Genomic DNA, 16,574 nt, shown 5'->3' with positions numbered 1-16,574 from the left:
CGCCCCTCAGACGCAGCCCCAAGACGAAGAAGGCACTCGACCCCGTGTCAAGCGTGAGTTCATCCCGGCCCTCGTCCCCCTCGTCCCAGGTCGCCGGCTTCGGCACCAACGAGTGGCTGGTCGAGGAGATGTACCAGCAGTACCAGGCCGACCCGTCCAGCGTGGACCAGGCGTGGCACGAGTTCTTCGCCGACTACCGCCCGGGCAGCCCGGTCGACGGCGGCGACCGCGAGGACGCGGGCAAGGGCAACGGCGCTGCCGCGGCCGCGCCGGCCAAGCGCGCCGCCCCGGCCCAGCCCGCGGCGCCCGCCCAGCAGGCGCCCGCGAAGCAGGCGGCCCCGCAGCAGGCGCCCGCCCCCGCCAAGCCCGACGTCCAGCGCCCGGCCGCCGCCGGGTCCCAGCCGACGGGGAGCGCACCCGTGCAGACCACCAGCTCGAACGCCGCCGCCCCGAAGCCTCCGGTGGGCGCCGGCAAGCAGTCGCCGCTGCGCGGTGCGTCCGCGGCCGTCGTCAAGAACATGAACATGTCGCTGACCGTGCCGACGGCGACGAGCGTGCGCGCGGTGCCGGCCAAGCTGCTGGCCGACAACCGCATCGTCATCAACAACCACCTGGCCCGCGGGCGGGGCGGGAAGATCTCGTTCACGCACCTGATCGGCTACGCGCTGGTCCGCGCGCTGGACGCGTTCCCGAACATGAACAACAGCTACGCCGAGGTCGACGGCAAGCCGGTGCTCGTCACGCCGGAGCACGTGAACTTCGGCCTGGCCATCGACCTGCCGAAGCCCGACGGCTCGCGCTCGCTGGTCGTGGCCTCCATCAAGGCCGCCGAGGAGATGGACTTCGCCCAGTTCTGGGCCGCCTACGAGGACATCATCCGCCGCGCCCGGCAGAACAAGCTGACGATGGAGGACTTCTCCGGCACCACGATCAGCCTGACCAACCCGGGCACGATCGGCACCAACCACTCGGTGCCGCGGCTGACCGCCGGCCAGGGCGCGATCATCGGCGTGGGTGCCATGGAGTACCCGGCCGAGTTCCAGGGGATGAACCCCGACGCGCTCACCGAGATGGCCGTCTCGAAGATCATCACGCTGACCTCGACCTACGACCACCGGATCATCCAGGGCGCGGAGTCCGGCGACTTCCTGCGCCGGCTGCACGCCCTGCTGCTGGGCGAGGACGGCTTCTACGACGAGGTCTTCCGCTCGCTGCGCATCCCCTACGAGCCGGTGCGCTGGATGCCGGACGTGCGGATCACGCGCGAGGGGCAGATCGACAAGGAAGCCCGCGTCATCGAGGTCATCGAGGCCTACCGGCGCAACGGCCACCTCATGGCCGACACCGACCCGCTCGAGTTCAAGGTCCGCACCCACCCCGACCTCGACATCCTCCAGCACGGTCTGACCCTCTGGGACCTCGACCGGCAGTTCCCCGTCGGCGGCTTCGCCGGCGAGAAGCTGATGGCGCTGCGCGACATCCTCGGCGTGCTCCGCAACTCCTACTGCCGCACCGTCGGCGTGGAGTACATGCACATCACCGACCCCGAGGAGCGCGAGTGGCTGCAGAAGCGCATCGAGGTCAAGCACGAGCAGCCCGAGCGTGAGAAGCAGAAGCACGTCCTGGGCCGGCTGAACGCCGCCGAGGCCTTCGAGACCTTCCTGCAGACCAAGTACGTCGGCCAGAAGCGCTTCTCCCTCGAGGGCGGCGAGTCGCTCATCCCGGTGCTCGACGAGGTCCTGCTCGCCGGTACCGACCACGGCCTCGACGAGGTCGCGATCGGCATGCCGCACCGCGGCCGGCTCAACGTGCTGGCCAACGTGCTCGGCAAGAGCTACGCCAAGATCTTCGGCGAGTTCGAGGGCAACATCGACCCCGGCACGGTCCAGGGCTCCGGCGACGTGAAGTACCACCTCGGCGCCACGGGCACGTTCACCAACCCGTTCAAGCTCGACGCCGAGATCGCCGTCTCGCTGGCCAGCAACCCCTCGCACCTGGAGACGGTCAACCCCGTCCTCGAGGGCGTGGTCCGGGCCAAGCAGGACATGATCGACAAGGGCGAGAGCGGCTTCACCGTGCTGCCGGTCCTGCTGCACGGCGACTCCGCGTTCGCCGGCCAGGGCGTGGTGCAGGAGACCCTGAACCTCTCCCAGCTGCGCGGCTACCGCACCGGCGGCACGGTGCACGTCGTCGTCAACAACCAGGTCGGCTTCACCACCAGCCCGGCCTCGGCCCGGTCGAGCCTCTACTCGACCGACGTCGCGCGGATGGTCAACGCGCCGGTCTTCCACGTCAACGGTGACGACCCGGAGGCCTGCGTCCGCGTGGCGCGGCTGGCCGTGGACTACCGGCAGGCGTTCAAGAAGGACGTCGTCATCGACCTCGTCTGCTACCGCCGCCGCGGGCACAACGAGGGCGACGACCCGTCGATGACCCAGCCGCAGATGTACGACATCATCGACCGCAAGCGCTCGGTCCGGAAGCTGTACACCGAGGCGCTCGTCGGCCGTGGCGACATCACGCTGCAGGAGGCCGAGGAGGCGCTGAAGGACTACCGCGACCAGCTGGAGCGGGCCTTCGCCGAGACGCACGACGCCAAGGACGCCTCCAAGCCGGAGCCGGTCATGGACCCGCGCACGCCGCAGCAGTCGATGGTGAAGACGGCGATCACGCCCGAGGTGCTCAAGGCCATCGGCGACGCGCACGTCTCGTTCCCGCCGGACTTCACCCCGCACCCGAAGCTGCAGAAGATGCTGGAGCGCCGCGCGGCGATGGCCAGCGAGGGCGGCATCGACTGGGCGATGGGCGAGCTGCTGGCCTTCGGGTCGCTGCTCATGGAGGGCGTCCCGGTCCGGCTGGCCGGCCAGGACTCCCGCCGCGGCACGTTCGTGCAGCGCCACTCGGTGCTCATCGACCGGGAGAACGGCTCGGAGTACACGCCGCTGGCCAACCTCACCGAGGACCAGGCGAAGTTCTTCGTCTACGACTCGCTGCTGAGCGAGTACGCCGCGCTCGGCTTCGAGTACGGCTACTCGGTGGCCAACCCCAAGGCGCTGGTGCTGTGGGAGGCGCAGTTCGGCGACTTCGTCGACGGCGCGCAGATGGTCATCGACGAGTTCATCAGCTCCGGCGAGGCCAAGTGGGGCCAGCGCTCCGGCGTGGTCATGCTGCTGCCGCACGGCCTCGAGGGCCAGGGCCCCGACCACTCCAGCGGTCGCATCGAGCGGTTCCTGCAGCTGTCGGCCGAGAACAACATGACGGTCGCCAACTGCACGACGCCGGGCAACTACTTCCACCTGCTCCGCCGCCAGGCGCTGTCGGACGTGCACCGGCCGCTGGTCGTCTTCACGCCGAAGTCGCTGCTGCGGGCGAAGGTGGCGGTCAGCGCGGTCGCCGACTTCACCGAGCAGAGCTTCCGCCCGGTCCTCCCCGACACCGGGGTCGGCGGCGAGCCGCTGGACGCCTCGGCGGTCCGCAAGGTGCTGCTCTGCTCCGGCAAGGTCGCCTACGACCTGATGGCGCAGCGGGAGTCCGAAGGCACGGCCGACACCGCGATCGTGCGCGTCGAGCAGCTGTACCCGCTGCCGGCCGAGCAGATCCGGGCCGAGCTCGAGCGCTACCCGAACGCCTCGGACGTCGTCTGGGTGCAGGAGGAGCCGGCGAACATGGGCGCCTGGCAGTTCATGGCGGTCAACCTGCCCGAGGAGCTGCCGGAGGGTCGCACGCTGCGCCGGGTCAGCCGTCGCGCGTCGGCCAGCCCGGCCGTCGGGTCGGCGAAGGTGCACGAGGTCGAGCAGCGCAAGCTGGTCGCCGAGGCCTTCGCCACCTCCTGACCTCGGGGCTGCACGTGTACTTCACCGACCGGGGGCTCGAGGAGCTGGCGCAGCGGCGGGGCGAGGAGCAGGTGAGCCTCGCCTGGCTGGCCGACCAGATGCAGGCGTTCGTCGACCAGAACCCCGACTTCGAGGTTCCCGTCGAGCGGCTGGCCACCTGGCTGGCCCGCGGCGGCACGGACGACGACGACCTCGACGAATGAACGGACCCGCGCCGGCGGCACCCCTGCCGCTGGCGCGGGCCGAGGTGCGTCGAGACCTCCGGTCGCCCGGTGCCTGGTTCTGGGACGTGCCCGCGGTCGCGCAGCTGCGGGCCGACGGTATGGACCTGGCCCCGGTCACCGTCCTGGTCGGTGAGAACGGCAGCGGCAAGTCCACGCTGGTGGAGGCCGTCGCCCGCGCGTGGCAGCGGTCGCTGACCGCTGCGGTGAAGCACTGGGGCCCGCTCCCCTCCCCCGACGAGTCGGACCTGTGGGGCGAGCTCGAGCTGCACGGGCAGCTCCCCCGGCCGCAGGGCGGGGCGTTCCTGCGCGCGGAGGCCATGCACGGTCACTTCAGCTCCCTGGACGAGGGACCGCACGGGGTGCGCGCCTTCGGTGGGCCGCTGCACGCCCGGTCGCACGGGGAGGGCTTCCTCGCCTTCCTGGAGGAGCGCAAGACCGAGCGCGGGCTGTGGGTCCTCGACGAGCCGGAGTCCGCGCTGTCGTTCTCCTCGTGCCTGCGGCTGCTGGCCCTCCTGGACGGCGTCGTGGCGGCCGGCTCGCAGGTGCTCCTGGCCACCCACTCGCCGCTGCTGGCCGCGCTGCCCGGCGCGCTGGTGTACGAGCTCGACGACGACGGCTTCGCCCCGTGCGAGTGGGAGCGGCTGGACCTCGTGCAGGACTGGCGGGCGTTCCTCGACGACCCCCAGCGGCTGCTGCGCCACCTGCTCCCGGACTGACCGCCAGCGCGCCTCCCGGCCCGGAGGACGGCCCGGCGCGACCCTGGGTGCATGCTCGGCCACACCCACGCGCTCTCCGGACTCGCCGTCGGCGCCGCCACGCTGCCCTGGGCGCCGGTGCACGGCGCCGTAGCGCAGGGCGCCTGGATCGCGGCGGTGGGCGGCTTCGCGATGCTGCCCGACCTGGACCACCGCGGCTCCACGGTGTCGGACATGTGGGGGCCGGTCACCGACGTCCCCTCGGGCGGGATCGGCGCCGTCACCGGCGGCCACCGCTGGGGCACCCACGATGCCGTCCTCGCGCCGCTGGCCTTCGGCGCCCTGGCGATGCTGGCCGCGAACGCCTTCTGGTCCAGCCTGCTGGTCCTGGCGCTGGCGATCGGCCTGGCGCTGCACGCGCTGCACTTCGTGATCCCCGGCCGCGCGGAGACCACGATCCTGGGCAACCTGGTGCTCTCCTGGGGCGGCGCCTGGCTGCTGCTGACGCACATGCCCACTCCCGGCTGGCTGCCGTGGGCGGTGGCCGCCGGGGTGCTCACCCACGTCCTCGGCGACGCGCTCACCACCGCCGGCGTCCCGGTGCCGGTCCTGTGGCTGGTCACCCGCCGCCGGCTGACGGTCCTGCCGCTGCGCACGGGCGCGACCCTGGAGAAGGTGGCGCTGGTCCCGGCCTTCGGCATCGCGGCGTGCTTCTTCGCCTACGCCAACACCGGCCTGCACGTCGCCGTCGACCCCATCGTCCAGCGCGTCCTCGCCGGCGGCTGACGCCCGCGAAGCGGTCGCCGCCCGCGCCCCGCAGACTCGTCGCTGTGGAACGACTGTCGGACAAGCTGCTGAACTGGGCCAGCATCCTCGACGACGAGACGCTGAGGCAGGCCGAGCGCACCGCCACGCTGCCCTTCATCCGCCCCCACGTGGCGCTCATGCCCGACGCGCACCTCGGCAAGGGTGCGACCGTCGGCTCGGTGCTGCCGACGGAGCGGGCGATCATCCCGGCCGCGGTCGGGGTCGACATCGGCTGCGGCATGATCGCCGTCCGCACGCCGTGGTCGGTCGAGGAGGTGCGCGGCCGCGGGTCGCTGGCGCCGCTGCGGGGCGACATCGAGCGGAACGTGCCGCTGTCGGCCGGGAGGTACAACAAGAAGCTGACCGCGACCGCCCGGCGCCGGGTCGAGGAGCTGGAGGCCAAGGCCGAGGAGCTCGGCCCCAAGGTGCTCGGCTCGGTCACCGGCACCGCCCCGAACTGGCAGCTGCAGCTCGGCAGCCTGGGCTCGGGCAACCACTTCATCGAGGTCACCGCCGACGAGCAGCAGCGGGTGTGGCTCTTCCTGCACAGCGGCAGCCGGGGCGTGGGCAACAAGATCGCCCAGAAGCACATCGCCATCGCCCAGCAGCGGGCGCGGGACGAGCACCTGGACCTCCCCGACCGGGACCTCGCCTGGCTGGAGGAGGGCACGCCGGAGTTCGACCGCTACATCGCCGAGCTGCGCTGGGCGCAGCACTTCGCGCTGCTCAACCGCGAGGAGATGATGGACCGGGTCGCCGACGCGCTCGCGGCGCACATGCGGGCCGACAGCACGCCCGAGCTCGAGCGGATCAACTGCCACCACAACTTCACCCAGCAGGAGCGGCACGACGGCGTCGACCTGTGGGTCTCCCGCAAGGGGGCCATCGAGGCGAGGAAGGGCCAGCCCGGCCTCATCCCCGGCTCGATGGGCACGGCCAGCTACGTGGTCGTCGGCAGGGGCAACCCGGAGTCGTTGAACAGCTCACCGCACGGCGCCGGCCGGGTGTACTCGCGGAGCAGGGCGCGGCGCACGTTCACCCGCGCCGAGCTGGAGAAGGCGATGACGGGCATCGAGTGGCGGCACAGCGACGCCTTCCTCGACGAGATCCCCGCTGCCTACAAGGACGTCGACGTCGTCATGAGGGACGCCGCCGACCTGGTCGAGATCAGGCACACGCTGCGCCAGCTGGTGAACGTCAAGGGCGACTGACGCCGGACCTCAGCGGGTGACGCCCTGCTCGCGGGCGACGGCGGCCACGGCCTCGGCGACCGCGGTGGCGACCCGCCGGTCCAGCGGGCTGGGCACGATGTAGTCCGGCCGCAGGTCCTCGCCGACGACGTCGGCGATCGCGGTGGCGGCCGCGAGCTTCATCTCCTCGGTGATCTTCGTGGCGCCGGCGTCGATGGCGCCGCGGAAGACGCCGGGGAAGGCCAGCACGTTGTTGATCTGGTTGGGCAGGTCGCTGCGGCCGGTGGCGACGACCGCGGCGTGCCTGGCCGCCATCTCCGGGTCCACCTCGGGCGTCGGGTTGGCCAGCGAGAAGACGATCGCGTTCTCGGCCATCGAGGCGATCGCCGCCTCGGGCACCGAGCCGCCGGAGACGCCGAGGTAGACGTCGGCGCCCTCGAGCGCGGACACCATGGTGCCCGCGAAGCCGGCCTGGTTCGTGTTCTCCACCAGCCACTGCTTGCTGCCGGTGACCTCGCGGCCGGCGTGCAGGATGCCCTGGGAGTCCGCGACGGAGATGTCGCCGACGCCGGCCTCGAGCAGGATCTTGGTGCACGCCACGCCCGCGGCTCCGGCCCCGGAGACGACGACCCGCAGGTCGCCGATCTCGCGGCCCACGACCTTGGCGGCGTTGCGCAGGGCGGCCAGCACGACGATCGCCGTCCCGTGCTGGTCGTCGTGCATGACGGGGATGTCGAGCCGCTCGCGCAGCCGGTCCTCGATCTCGAAGCAGCGCGGGGCGCTGATGTCCTCGAGGTTGATGCCGCCGAAGGACGGCGCGATCGCCATGACGGTGTCGACGATCTCGTCCACGTCGGTGGTGCTCAGCACGATCGGCACCGAGGAGAGGCCGGCGAACTCGCTGAACAGGCAGGCCTTGCCCTCCATCACCGGCAGCGCCGCGGCCGGCCCGATGTCGCCGAGGCCGAGCACCGCGGTGCCGTCGGAGACGACTGCGACGACGCGAGGGGCCCAGGTGAACCGGCGCGCGAGCTCGGGCTCGGCGGCGATGGCGCTGGAGACGCGGGCGACGCCGGGGGTGTACGTGAGCGCGAGGTCGTCGATCGAGCCGATGGAGCGGGTCGAGGCCACGGAGAGCTTGCCGCCCTCGTGCACCGCGAACGCCGGGTCGTCGGCGAAGCGGTCGGTGGGCTGCTCGGGCGCCGGGTTTCCGCTCATGGGCACAGCAGAGTAGACCGGCCCGTCGGGGCGCCTGTCGCTACGGTGCCGTCGTGGAGATCACCGAGCTCGCCGTCCCCGACAGCTACGTCGTCGACCTCGTGCCGCACGGCGACACGCGGGGGCGTTTCACCGAGTGGTACCGGGCCGACGCTCTTTCCCAGACAGTGGGACACGCACTTCCGCTCGCGCAGGCCAACCACAGCGTCTCGGCGCGGGGGGTCCTGCGCGGGGTGCACTTCGCCCTGGTGCCTCCCGGGCAGGCCAAGTACGTCTACTGCCCCGCCGGGCGGGTGCTGGACGTCGTCGTCGACGTGCGGGTCGGCTCGCCCACCTTCGGCGTGCACGACGCGGTGGTGCTCGACAGCGACCAGCCGCGTGCGGTCTACCTGGCCGAGGGGCTCGGCCACGCCTTCCTCGCGCTGGCCGACGACAGCTCGGTGACCTACCTGGTGTCCTCGGGCTACGACCCCTCCCGCGAGTTCGGCGTCGACCCGATGGACCCCGACCTCGCCCTCCCGTGGCCGTCGGACGTCCAGCTGGAGCTGTCGGCCAAGGACCGCGCCGCCCCGACCCTCGCGCAGGCCCGGGAGCAGGGGCTGCTGCCGACGATGGAGGAGTGCGCCGCGCGCTACGCGCAGCTACGCCAGGTCTGAGCCGAGGTCGGGCCGGGCCGCCAGCCGGCCCGGCCGCGGCCAGAGCCGGCCCAGCACGCGACCCACGACGACGGCGGGCCCGAAGGAGCGGCTGTCGTCGGTGAGGAACGGGTTGTCGCCCTCGACCCAGTGCCCGCCGTCGACGGCGCGGCGCACCCGCTTGACGACCAGCAGCTCCGGCCGCGCGGGAAACCGGGCGACGACGACGTCCCCGGGACGCACCCGGGCGGGGTCCGGCACCCGCCGGGCCATCAGCCGGTCGCCGTCGCGGACGGTCGGCGACATCGACGGCCCGCTGACCCGCACCAGGGCCCACGGGGTCGGCAGGCCCGCCGTGGGCTCTCTCGCGCTGTCCTCCTGGATCACCGCGAGTAGGGTCGCAGACGACAGATCCCCACGAACCCCGGAGGCACCTCCATGCGTCTCACCCGCATGTTCTCCGCCGTGGAGGCCACCGCGCACTGCGACCTCCCCTGCGGCGTGTACGACCCCGCCCAGGCCCGCATCGAGGCCGAGTCGGTCAAGGCCATCCAGGAGAAGTACCAGGCCAGCGACGACGAGGTCTTCAAGATGCGCGCCGTCCTGATCAAGGAGGCGCGCGCCGACCTGGTCAAGCACCACCTGTGGGTGCTCTGGACCGACTACTTCAAGCCCCCGCACTTCGAGAAGTACCCGCACCTGCACGAGCTGTTCAACAAGGCCACCAAGCAGGCCGGTGCGGCCGGCGGCAAGGGCAGCATGGACCCCGCCGAGGGCCAGAAGCTGCTCGACTACATCGCCGAGATCGACAAGATCTTCTGGGAGACCAAGGCAGCTGCCTGACCTCCCGCGCACGCGGACGGCGCCGGCCGGTGGATCGCCACCGACCGGCGCCGTTCGCGTTCCGGCGCGCCGACCGACGGCGGCACAGCGGGTGACGACCCCCGCCCGCCCGGTACGGTTCGAGGACCATGCGCATCGACCCCGCCGGGTGGCCCTTCATCACCGGACCGCTGGCCCCTGCCGCCCTGCTCGCCGCCGGAGGCCGCCTCACCGGCCGCCGCTGGGCGCGCGCGGCGGCGTGGCCGTTCCTGGGCCTCTCCGCCTACATGGCCCTCTTCTTCCGCGACCCGGACCGGCGCTGCGACGTGACGCCGCCGGACCCGGACGTCGTCCTCTCCCCCGCCGACGGCGTCGTCATGGTGTCCGGCGAGCCGCAGGAGGGCGTCGCGCCCGAGGGGACGTGGCAGCAGGTCAGCATCTTCCTGTCGGTGGTCGACGTGCACGTCAACCGCTCGCCGTACCGGGGTGAGGTCGTGGAGAGCTCCTACCGCAGGGGCAGCTTCCTGGCCGCCTACCGCAAGGAGTCGGCGCACCGGAACGAGCGCAGCGAGCTGTGGCTGCGCGACTCCAGCGGCCCCGCCGACCGCACCGTGGTCTTCCGCCAGATCGTCGGCGTGCTGGCCCGCCGCATCGTGACCCGCACCGGCGTCGGCCAGACGCTGGCCACCGGCGAGCGGATGGGCCTGATGAAGTTCGGCTCCCGGATGGACGTCTTCCTCCCCCCGGAGTGCGAGATCACCGTGACGAAGGCGCAGCGCGTGCGCGGCGGCGAGACCGTCATCGCCCGCTGGCCCTCGACCCGCTGAGGCCCGCGGTGCCCACGCGGCGCACGGCGACCGTCGAGTTCGTCCGGGGATCGGTCCGGGGCAGCCGGCGACGGGCGCTGGCCAGCCTGCCCAGCCTCTTCACGCTCGGGAACATGTTCTGCGGGTTCTTCGCCATCCTGGTGTCGATCCGGGGCGACCACACGCTGGCCGCGGTGCTGGTCGGGCTCTCGGTGCTCTTCGACATCACCGACGGCGCCGTGGCCCGGCTGGTGGGCGCGGTGACCCCCTTCGGCCTGCAGTTCGACTCGCTGGCCGACCTGGTCTCCTTCGGCCTGGCACCGGCGCTGCTGGCCTTCACGCTGTTCTCCGAGGGCCAGGACGGGTGGGACCCGCTCGGCTGGGTGGTCTGCTTCCTGTGGGTGGCCTGCGCGGCGATCCGGCTGGCCCGGTTCAACACCACGATCGACCCGACGGCGGACAAGCGGTACTTCATCGGCATGCCCAGCCCCGGGGCCGCCGGCGTGGTCCTCGCCTCGGTCTTCGCCTTCGGTGACGACATGCAGGGCCGCGACCGGCTGTGGGTGCTGCTCATCGTCGCCGTGCCGGCGCTGCTGATGGTCACGAACATCCGCTTCCGGTCGTTCCGGTCGCTGGTCAGCCCGAAGAGCGGCCGCCCCTACGGGCTGGTCGCGACAGCGGTGCTGCTGGTGGTCGGCTTCGCCGTCGCCCCCGTCGTCACCGGGATCGTGCTCGCCTACGGCTACCTGCTCGCGCCGATCCTGGTGCCGGTCGTCGCACCCCTGGCCAAGCTGGTGCCGGCGCGGCTGAGGGAGGCCCTGTCGTGAGCGTGCGCCCGGTGCGGCGCGAGGACGTGCCCGCCGTCGTCGGCCTGGTGCGCGAGCTCGCCGAGTACGAGAAGGCGCTGCACGAGGTCCGGCTCACCGAGGAGCAGCTCACCGCCTGCCTCTTCGGCGACTCCCCCGCCCTCTTCGGGCACGTCGCCGAGCACGAGGGCCGGGTCGTGGGCATCGCCCTGTGGTTCCTCAACTTCTCCACCTGGCGCGGCACCCACGGCATCTACCTCGAGGACCTCTACGTCTCCCCGGAGCACCGCGGCAGCGGGCTGGGCAGGGAGCTGCTGCGCACGCTGGCCGCCGTCTGCGTCGAGCGCGGCTACTCGCGCCTGGAGTGGTCGGTGCTCGACTGGAACACCCCGTCGATCGACTTCTACCGCGCCGCCGGCGCCGTCCCCATGGACGAGTGGACGGTCTTCCGGCTGACCGACGACGCCCTGAGCACCTTCGCCGCCGCGGCGCGCTAGCCCGCGAACTGCGCCGCCCGGATCAAGATCCTGGCGCAGGTGCCGAAGTTCGGGGTGTGACGACTCGGAGCCCCGCGGTTCCCGCCGCCGTGTGCGAGGACGTCGCGCACCTGCGGTCCGCGGCACTCCGGGCCGCCGTCACCTCCCTGCAACGGCGTGGCGGCTTCTTCCCCGTCGGCCTGTCCATCGACCGCTCCGGGACCCTCGAGTACCACCTGCCCGACCCGGTGCCCGGACGCCGGCTCACCCCGCTCGACGCGATCGACGTCGTGGAGGGCAGCCTGCTGGCCGCCCGCGACGATCTGCGGGCAGTGGCCCTGGTCATGGACATCACCTGGCTGGGGTCCGACGCGGTCCGGGTCGACCTCGAGCACCGCGCCTGCGAGGGTCAGCTGCGGATCCGTACGCCGTACTCCCTCGGGCGGCGCCTCCTGCGCCGCACGGTGACGCTGGGAGAGCCCGACGAGTCCGACGCCGACCCGCGCATCTGGCCATGACCACCGGAGGACCTGGATGACCACCGACCGCGGACCCATCGAGTGCTGGCTCACCGACATGGACGGGGTGCTGGTCCACGAGGGCCTGGCCCTCCCCGGCGCCAAGGAGTTCCTGGACCGCCTCGTCGAGCGACGTCGCCGGTTCCTCGTGCTGACCAACAACTCGATCTTCACGCCCCGCGACCTCGCCGCCCGGCTGGCCCGGGGTGGCCTGCAGGTGCCGGAGGAGGCGATCTTCACCTCGGCCCTGGCGACGGCGGACTTCCTCAGCTCGCAGCTGCCCGGCGGGTCGGCCTACGTCATCGGGGAGGCCGGCCTCACGACGGCGCTGTACGAGGCCGGCTACACGCTGACCGACACCGCCCCCGACTACGTCGTCCTCGGTGAGACCCGGACCTACTCGTTCGAGGCCATCACCCGCGCCATCCGGCTGGTCGGCGACGGCGCCCGGTTCATCGCCACCAACCCCGACGTCACCGGCCCCTCGACGGAGGGGCCGCTGCCGGCGACGGGCTCGGTGGCAGCCATGATCACCGCCGCCACCGGCGCGAAGCCCTACTTCGTGGGCAAGCCCAACCCGATGATGTTCCGCAGCGCCATGAACCGGATCGAGGCCCACTCGGAGTCCACGATCATGGTGGGCGACCGGATGGACACCGACGTGGTGGCCGGCATCGAGGCCGGTCTGGAGACCGTGCTGGTGCTGTCCGGGTCGACCTCGGCCGAGGAGGTCAGCCGCTTCCCGTTCCGGCCCAGCCGGGTCTGCACGTCGAACGCCGACGTGATCGAGCTGGTCTGAGCGCTAGCGGTCCTCGTAGGCCAGCCGGGACTCCGGCGCGGCCAGGAGGTAGAGCACGGCGACCACGAGGGCCAGGACCGGCAGCCCGACCAGCGGCAGCTGCGCCGAGAACGCCAGGGTGAACCCGGCGATGCCCAGGAACAGCTGCAGGGCGATGACGGGGCCGCGGGCCCACTCGGAGACCCGCGAGAGGCCGACGGCGCCGGCCCCGAGGACGCCAGCCGCGAGCGCGGCGAGGACGACCTCGGCCAGTGCCCGGGCGGTGCTGTCCGGGTCGCCGGTCACCGTCAGGTAGAGCAGGACCAGGGTGCCGACGGCGAACGCGGCGGCCTCCACACCGACCACGAGCGCGGCGCGGCGCAGCGACGGCGGGGCGACGGCCACCGGGCGTGCGGGACGGGGCGCGGGCTCCGCGGCGGCCGCGCCGAACAGCCGGTCGGCAAGCCTGCGGGGCGGCTTCGACGGCGCCCCTCGGTCCTCGGTCACGGCGCCGAGGTTACGCGGGGGCCGACGCCACCCGGCCCTCGCTGCCCCGTCGTCCTCCCGCGAGGACGGGTCCGCGCTGGTTAGCCTGGCCGCATGCGCGCGCTCGTGGTCGTCAACCCGGCGGCGACCACCACCTCCGCCAAGATGCGGGACGTGCTGGTCGGCGCCCTCGCCAGCGAGCTCAAGCTCGACGTCGCCGAGACCTCCCACCGCGGGCACGCCCGCGAGCTCGGCGCCCGCGCGGCGGCCGACGGCGTCGACGTCGTGGTCTCCGTGGGTGGCGACGGCACCGTCAACGAGGTGGTGAACGGGCTGCTCAGCGGCGGACCGCGCCCCGGGCTGCCGACCCTGGCCGTCGTGCCCGGCGGGTCGACCAACGTCTTCTCCCGGGCCCTGGGCCGCTCGCGCGACCCGGTGGAGGCGACCGCGGAGATCCTGGCCTCCCTCCGTGCCGGCCGCACCCGGCTGGTCTCGCTCGGGACGATCAGCGCCGCGGGCACCAGCACCGCCGCCGTCACGGGCGTGGCCCCCGGCGCGGCCGAGGCCGACGCCGACCGGCGCGACGACGAGTGGACGGCGCCCCGCTGGTTCGTCTTCGCCGCCGGCTTCGGCTTCGACGCCGAGGTCATCGCCCGGGTCGAGGCGCGGCGGGCGGAGGGCCGGCGTTCCACCGGCGCCCTCTACGTCCGCGAGGCGACCAGCGCCTTCCTCTTCGGCCGCGAGCGGCGGCGCCCCGCCATGACCCTGCAGGTCCCCGGCGAGCCCTCCGTGGAGGAGCTGTTCCTCTGCCTGGTGTCCAATGTCAGCCCCTGGACCTACCTGGGCGCCCGGCCGGTGAACCCGACCCCCGAGGCGTCCTTCGAGACCGGCCTCGACGTCTTCGCCCTCGGCCGGACGAGCACCACCCGCATGCTGCGCGCGCTGCGGCAGACGCTCTCCCGCGAGCCGGACCTGCGCGGCCGCGGTCTGCACCGCTGGCACGACCTCCCGGAGCTCTCGCTCAGCGCCGTCCGGCCGCAGGGCTGGCAGGTCGACGGCGAGCACCTGGGAACGGCCACGGGGGTGCGGATCCAGGACGTCCCGAACGCGCTGCGCGTGGTCGCCTGAGCAGGTTCTTGAGCGTTTCGCGAGGGCATTCCCCCCGCCGAGTGGCGGGCCTATCACGCGCGTGGTGAGGTTGCTCACGCGGGGGTCCGGGGTGGGGCTGATTCCCTTGACTTGCGACTTTCCCGTGAAAACATCGCTGGAGGAACGCAACCTGCCGGTAACAAAGGCAGGCAGTCGCTGCCGCCATGGCGCTGGGTAACCGGTGTCGGCCCGGCGAGGCGGACCGAGCAGGCGACTGACGCACCGAACGCTAGACGACATCGAGGAGTACGAAGCCATGGACTGGCGCCACCGCGCGCTCTGCCGGGACGAGGATCCGGAACTGTTCTTCCCGATCGGGACGACCGGCCCGGCCACCGTCCAGATCGAGCAGGCGAAGGCCGTGTGCCAGCGCTGCCCGGTGGTGCAGTCGTGCCTGGACTGGGCTCTCCGCTCGGGCCAGGACTCCGGGGTCTGGGGCGGTCTCTCCGAGGACGAGCGACGCGCGCTGAAGCGCCGTCAGGCTCGGACCCGGGTCCGCACCGCCTGAGAACCGGCACGACGGGCTGCCGAGCAGCCCACGCACCACCGCGATCGCACTGACCGCCACGAGGCCGGCCCGGGAGCTCCCGGGCCGGCCTCGGCGCTTTCCGGCGCCTGCGCCGCTAGCGGCGCGGCCAGGCGCTCCCGGGGAGGCCGAGCACGACCTCGGTGCCCTGCGCGTCCTCGGGTGCGCCCATCGTCAGCGTGCCGCCGAGCTCGCTGGTCACCAGCGTGCGCACGATCTGCAGCCCCAGCCCGTCGCTGGCCGCCGGGTCGAAGCCTTCCGGCAGCCCCCGCCCGTTGTCCCGCACCCGCACGACGAGGTCGTCGCCGGACCGCTGCGCCACCAGCTCGATGATGCCTGGCTCCCCCTCGGGGAAGGCGTGCTCCGCGGCGTTGTGCAGGAGCTCGGTGACCGCCAGCACCAGCGGGGTCGCCGCCGCGGCGGGCAGCTCGCCGAAGGACCCGGTGCGCCGCGTCCGCGCCGCGGGGCCCACCGAGGTCAGGTCGCCGAGCATCGGCAGCACCTGGTCCAGGACGTCGTCGACGTCGACGACGTCCTCCCGGCTGCCGGCCAGGGTCTCGTGGACGACGGCGATGGAGGCCACCCGGCGCACCGACTCCTCCAGGGCCGCGCGGGCCGCCGGCTCCGTCATGCGGCGGGCCTGGAGCCGCAGCAGCGCCGCCACCGTCTGCAGGTTGTTCTTCACGCGGTGGTGGATCTCGCGGATCGTGGCGTCCTTGGTGAGCAGCGCCCGGTCCCGCCGGCGGACGTCGGTGACGTCGCGGACCAGCACCAGCGCCCCCGGCTCGCCGTCCGGGCCCAGGAGCGGGAGCGCGCGCAGCAGCAGGGTGGCGCTGTCGGCCTCGACGTCCATCGGGTCGGGGTAGCGGCCGGCCACCGCCGCGGACACGGCGGCCGCGGCCGCCTCGCCCGACACCCGGTCGGTCATCGAGCGGCAGGTGACGTCGGCCAGGTTCGCGCCGCCCAGGTCGCGGGTGACGCCGATCCGGCGGTAGGCCGACACCGCGTTGGGGCTGGCGTAGGTCACCGCGCCGGTCGCGTCGAGCCGCAGCAGGCCGTCGCCCACGCGCGGGCCCATCTCGGCGTCCTGGAGCTTGGCCGGCGGGAAGGAGCCCGCCGAGACCATGAGGCAGAGGTCGGCGGCGATGTCGAGGTAGGTCAGCTCCAGCGTCGACGGTGACCGGGTGACCGCCAGGTTGGTGTCCTTGGCCAGGACGGCGATCACCGCGCCCTCGTGCCGCACCGGGATGACCTCCCGTCGTCGCGGGACCGGCCCCGACCAGTCCGGCTCGCCGTCGGTGACCGGCCGGCCGTCCCGGTAGGCGACGGCGAACGGCTGCGCGGCGGCGCCGTCGAGCTCCTCGCCGACCATGTCCTCGGGCCGGCTCGTGGACGTCGTCAGGGGCCGTACCTGGGCCACGCACCACCAGGCGCCGGACTCCAGCGGCACCCACAGCGTCAGGTCGGCGAAGGCGAGGTCGGCCAGCAGCTGCCAGTCGGCGACCAGCCGCCGGGCGTGGTCGACGTGGGCGGGGTCGGAGGCCGTGCCGCGCGTGAGGCGCTCGGAGAGGCTGCTCATGGTGCCCGCGAGCCTAGGCGCGGCAC

At 73.0% G+C, this 16,574-nt stretch carries 18 protein-coding genes; 14 read left to right on the top strand and 4 right to left on the bottom strand.

Annotated features, from left to right (window positions below):
- Positions 1-53 precede the first annotated feature (53 nt).
- From E4P43_RS06720 to E4P43_RS06700, 5 genes are read left to right on the top strand one after another with little or no spacing between them, the layout of a single operon-like run.
- On the top strand, positions 54-3,833 hold the full coding sequence (locus E4P43_RS06720; protein WP_167759093.1) for a multifunctional oxoglutarate decarboxylase/oxoglutarate dehydrogenase thiamine pyrophosphate-binding subunit/dihydrolipoyllysine-residue succinyltransferase subunit: 3,780 nt from the start codon (positions 54-56) through the stop codon (positions 3,831-3,833).
- Positions 3,834-3,847: 14 nt separating this feature from the next.
- Entirely contained in the window at positions 3,848-4,036 is a 189-nt protein-coding gene (locus E4P43_RS06715; protein ID WP_135144633.1) for a DUF6104 family protein, read from the top strand.
- On the top strand, positions 4,033-4,773 hold the full coding sequence (locus E4P43_RS06710; protein ID WP_167759092.1) for an ABC transporter ATP-binding protein: 741 nt from the start codon (positions 4,033-4,035) through the stop codon (positions 4,771-4,773). Before E4P43_RS06715 ends, E4P43_RS06710 begins: the two co-directional genes overlap by 4 nt.
- Before the next feature lie 51 nt (positions 4,774-4,824).
- Positions 4,825-5,538 carry a metal-dependent hydrolase gene (locus tag E4P43_RS06705; protein WP_135144632.1) on the top strand — a complete coding sequence of 238 codons (714 nt, stop codon included), beginning with the start codon at positions 4,825-4,827 and terminating at the stop codon, positions 5,536-5,538.
- Positions 5,539-5,582: 44 nt separating this feature from the next.
- A complete protein-coding gene (locus E4P43_RS06700; protein ID WP_135144631.1) occupies positions 5,583-6,770 on the top strand; it encodes an RtcB family protein in 1,188 nt (395 codons plus the stop codon).
- A 9-nt stretch (positions 6,771-6,779) separates the two neighbouring features.
- Here the strand turns inward: E4P43_RS06700 and E4P43_RS06695 are convergent, their stop codons facing one another.
- A complete protein-coding gene (locus E4P43_RS06695; protein WP_135144630.1) occupies positions 6,780-7,967 on the bottom strand; it encodes an NADP-dependent malic enzyme in 1,188 nt (395 codons plus the stop codon).
- Positions 7,968-8,020: 53 nt separating this feature from the next.
- Here E4P43_RS06695 and rfbC point away from each other — a divergent pair, with 53 nt between their 5' ends.
- Entirely contained in the window at positions 8,021-8,623 is a 603-nt protein-coding gene (gene rfbC / locus E4P43_RS06690; RefSeq protein WP_135144629.1) for a dTDP-4-dehydrorhamnose 3,5-epimerase, read from the top strand.
- On the opposite strand, the gene E4P43_RS06685 is transcribed toward rfbC, so the two are convergent.
- Complete coding sequence (locus E4P43_RS06685) at positions 8,609-8,989, bottom strand: S26 family signal peptidase (RefSeq protein WP_245158971.1); 381 nt, start codon at positions 8,987-8,989, stop codon at positions 8,609-8,611. The two genes, rfbC and E4P43_RS06685, sit on opposite strands and share 15 nt — an antisense overlap.
- A 51-nt stretch (positions 8,990-9,040) precedes the next feature.
- Between E4P43_RS06685 and sodN the strand changes: the two genes are divergently transcribed.
- The 6 genes from sodN (at position 9,041) to E4P43_RS06655 (ending at position 12,829) form a co-directional block, all read left to right on the top strand.
- Positions 9,041-9,445 (top strand): superoxide dismutase, Ni, encoded by a 405-nt coding sequence (sodN, locus tag E4P43_RS06680; protein WP_135144627.1) that lies wholly within the window; start codon positions 9,041-9,043, stop codon positions 9,443-9,445.
- 128 nt (positions 9,446-9,573) lie between these two features.
- Positions 9,574-10,251, top strand: a complete 678-nt coding sequence (locus tag E4P43_RS06675; protein ID WP_135144626.1) for a phosphatidylserine decarboxylase — start codon at positions 9,574-9,576, stop codon at positions 10,249-10,251.
- 8 nt (positions 10,252-10,259) lie between these two features.
- Positions 10,260-11,057 carry a CDP-diacylglycerol--serine O-phosphatidyltransferase gene (gene pssA / locus E4P43_RS06670; RefSeq protein ID WP_135144625.1) on the top strand — a complete coding sequence of 266 codons (798 nt, stop codon included), beginning with the start codon at positions 10,260-10,262 and terminating at the stop codon, positions 11,055-11,057.
- Positions 11,054-11,533: a GNAT family N-acetyltransferase gene (locus E4P43_RS06665; RefSeq protein WP_135144624.1), complete on the top strand. Its 480-nt coding sequence runs from the start codon at positions 11,054-11,056 to the stop codon at positions 11,531-11,533. The genes pssA and E4P43_RS06665 overlap by 4 nt, the downstream gene beginning before the upstream one ends.
- Before the next feature lie 56 nt (positions 11,534-11,589).
- On the top strand, positions 11,590-12,030 hold the full coding sequence (locus tag E4P43_RS06660) for a hypothetical protein (RefSeq protein ID WP_135144623.1): 441 nt from the start codon (positions 11,590-11,592) through the stop codon (positions 12,028-12,030).
- Positions 12,031-12,046: 16 nt separating this feature from the next.
- The gene (locus tag E4P43_RS06655) at positions 12,047-12,829 is read left to right on the top strand and encodes an HAD-IIA family hydrolase (RefSeq protein WP_135144622.1); all 783 of its coding nucleotides are present in this window, start codon (positions 12,047-12,049) and stop codon (positions 12,827-12,829) included.
- 3 nt (positions 12,830-12,832) lie between these two features.
- On the opposite strand, the gene E4P43_RS06650 is transcribed toward E4P43_RS06655, so the two are convergent.
- Positions 12,833-13,315, bottom strand: a complete 483-nt coding sequence (locus E4P43_RS06650) for a hypothetical protein (protein WP_135144621.1) — start codon at positions 13,313-13,315, stop codon at positions 12,833-12,835.
- Positions 13,316-13,408: 93 nt separating this feature from the next.
- Here E4P43_RS06650 and E4P43_RS06645 point away from each other — a divergent pair, with 93 nt between their 5' ends.
- Positions 13,409-14,422 (top strand): diacylglycerol kinase family protein, encoded by a 1,014-nt coding sequence (locus E4P43_RS06645; protein ID WP_135144620.1) that lies wholly within the window; start codon positions 13,409-13,411, stop codon positions 14,420-14,422.
- A gap of 277 nt (positions 14,423-14,699) precedes the next feature.
- Positions 14,700-14,951, top strand: coding sequence for a WhiB family transcriptional regulator (locus tag E4P43_RS06640; RefSeq protein WP_113798835.1), 252 nt, complete (start codon positions 14,700-14,702; stop codon positions 14,949-14,951).
- A gap of 115 nt (positions 14,952-15,066) precedes the next feature.
- Here the strand turns inward: E4P43_RS06640 and E4P43_RS06635 are convergent, their stop codons facing one another.
- Positions 15,067-16,548, bottom strand: coding sequence for a sensor histidine kinase (locus E4P43_RS06635; RefSeq protein ID WP_135144619.1), 1,482 nt, complete (start codon positions 16,546-16,548; stop codon positions 15,067-15,069).
- Between the last annotated feature and the right edge of the window lie 26 nt (positions 16,549-16,574).

It is taken from the genome of Blastococcus sp. TF02A-35, from assembly GCF_004571075.1.
GTDB lineage: Bacteria > Actinomycetota > Actinomycetes > Mycobacteriales > Geodermatophilaceae > Blastococcus.
This window is presented reverse-complemented; position numbering and strand designations above follow the sequence as displayed.

Excerpts from the sequence above, each read along its gene's own strand:
- E4P43_RS06710 (WP_167759092.1), top strand. The coding sequence starts at position 4,033 with ATGAACGGACCCGCGCCGGCGGCACCCCTGCCGCTGGCGCGGGCCGAG.
- E4P43_RS06705 (WP_135144632.1), top strand. The coding sequence starts at position 4,825 with ATGCTCGGCCACACCCACGCGCTCTCCGGACTCGCCGTCGGCGCCGCC.
- E4P43_RS06695 (WP_135144630.1), bottom strand. The coding sequence starts at position 7,967 with ATGAGCGGAAACCCGGCGCCCGAGCAGCCCACCGACCGCTTCGCCGAC.
- sodN (WP_135144627.1), top strand. The coding sequence starts at position 9,041 with ATGCGTCTCACCCGCATGTTCTCCGCCGTGGAGGCCACCGCGCACTGC.
- E4P43_RS06675 (WP_135144626.1), top strand. The coding sequence starts at position 9,574 with ATGCGCATCGACCCCGCCGGGTGGCCCTTCATCACCGGACCGCTGGCC.
- E4P43_RS06655 (WP_135144622.1), top strand. The coding sequence starts at position 12,047 with ATGACCACCGACCGCGGACCCATCGAGTGCTGGCTCACCGACATGGAC.
- E4P43_RS06645 (WP_135144620.1), top strand. The coding sequence starts at position 13,409 with ATGCGCGCGCTCGTGGTCGTCAACCCGGCGGCGACCACCACCTCCGCC.
- E4P43_RS06640 (WP_113798835.1), top strand. The coding sequence starts at position 14,700 with ATGGACTGGCGCCACCGCGCGCTCTGCCGGGACGAGGATCCGGAACTG.
- E4P43_RS06635 (WP_135144619.1), bottom strand. The coding sequence starts at position 16,548 with ATGAGCAGCCTCTCCGAGCGCCTCACGCGCGGCACGGCCTCCGACCCC.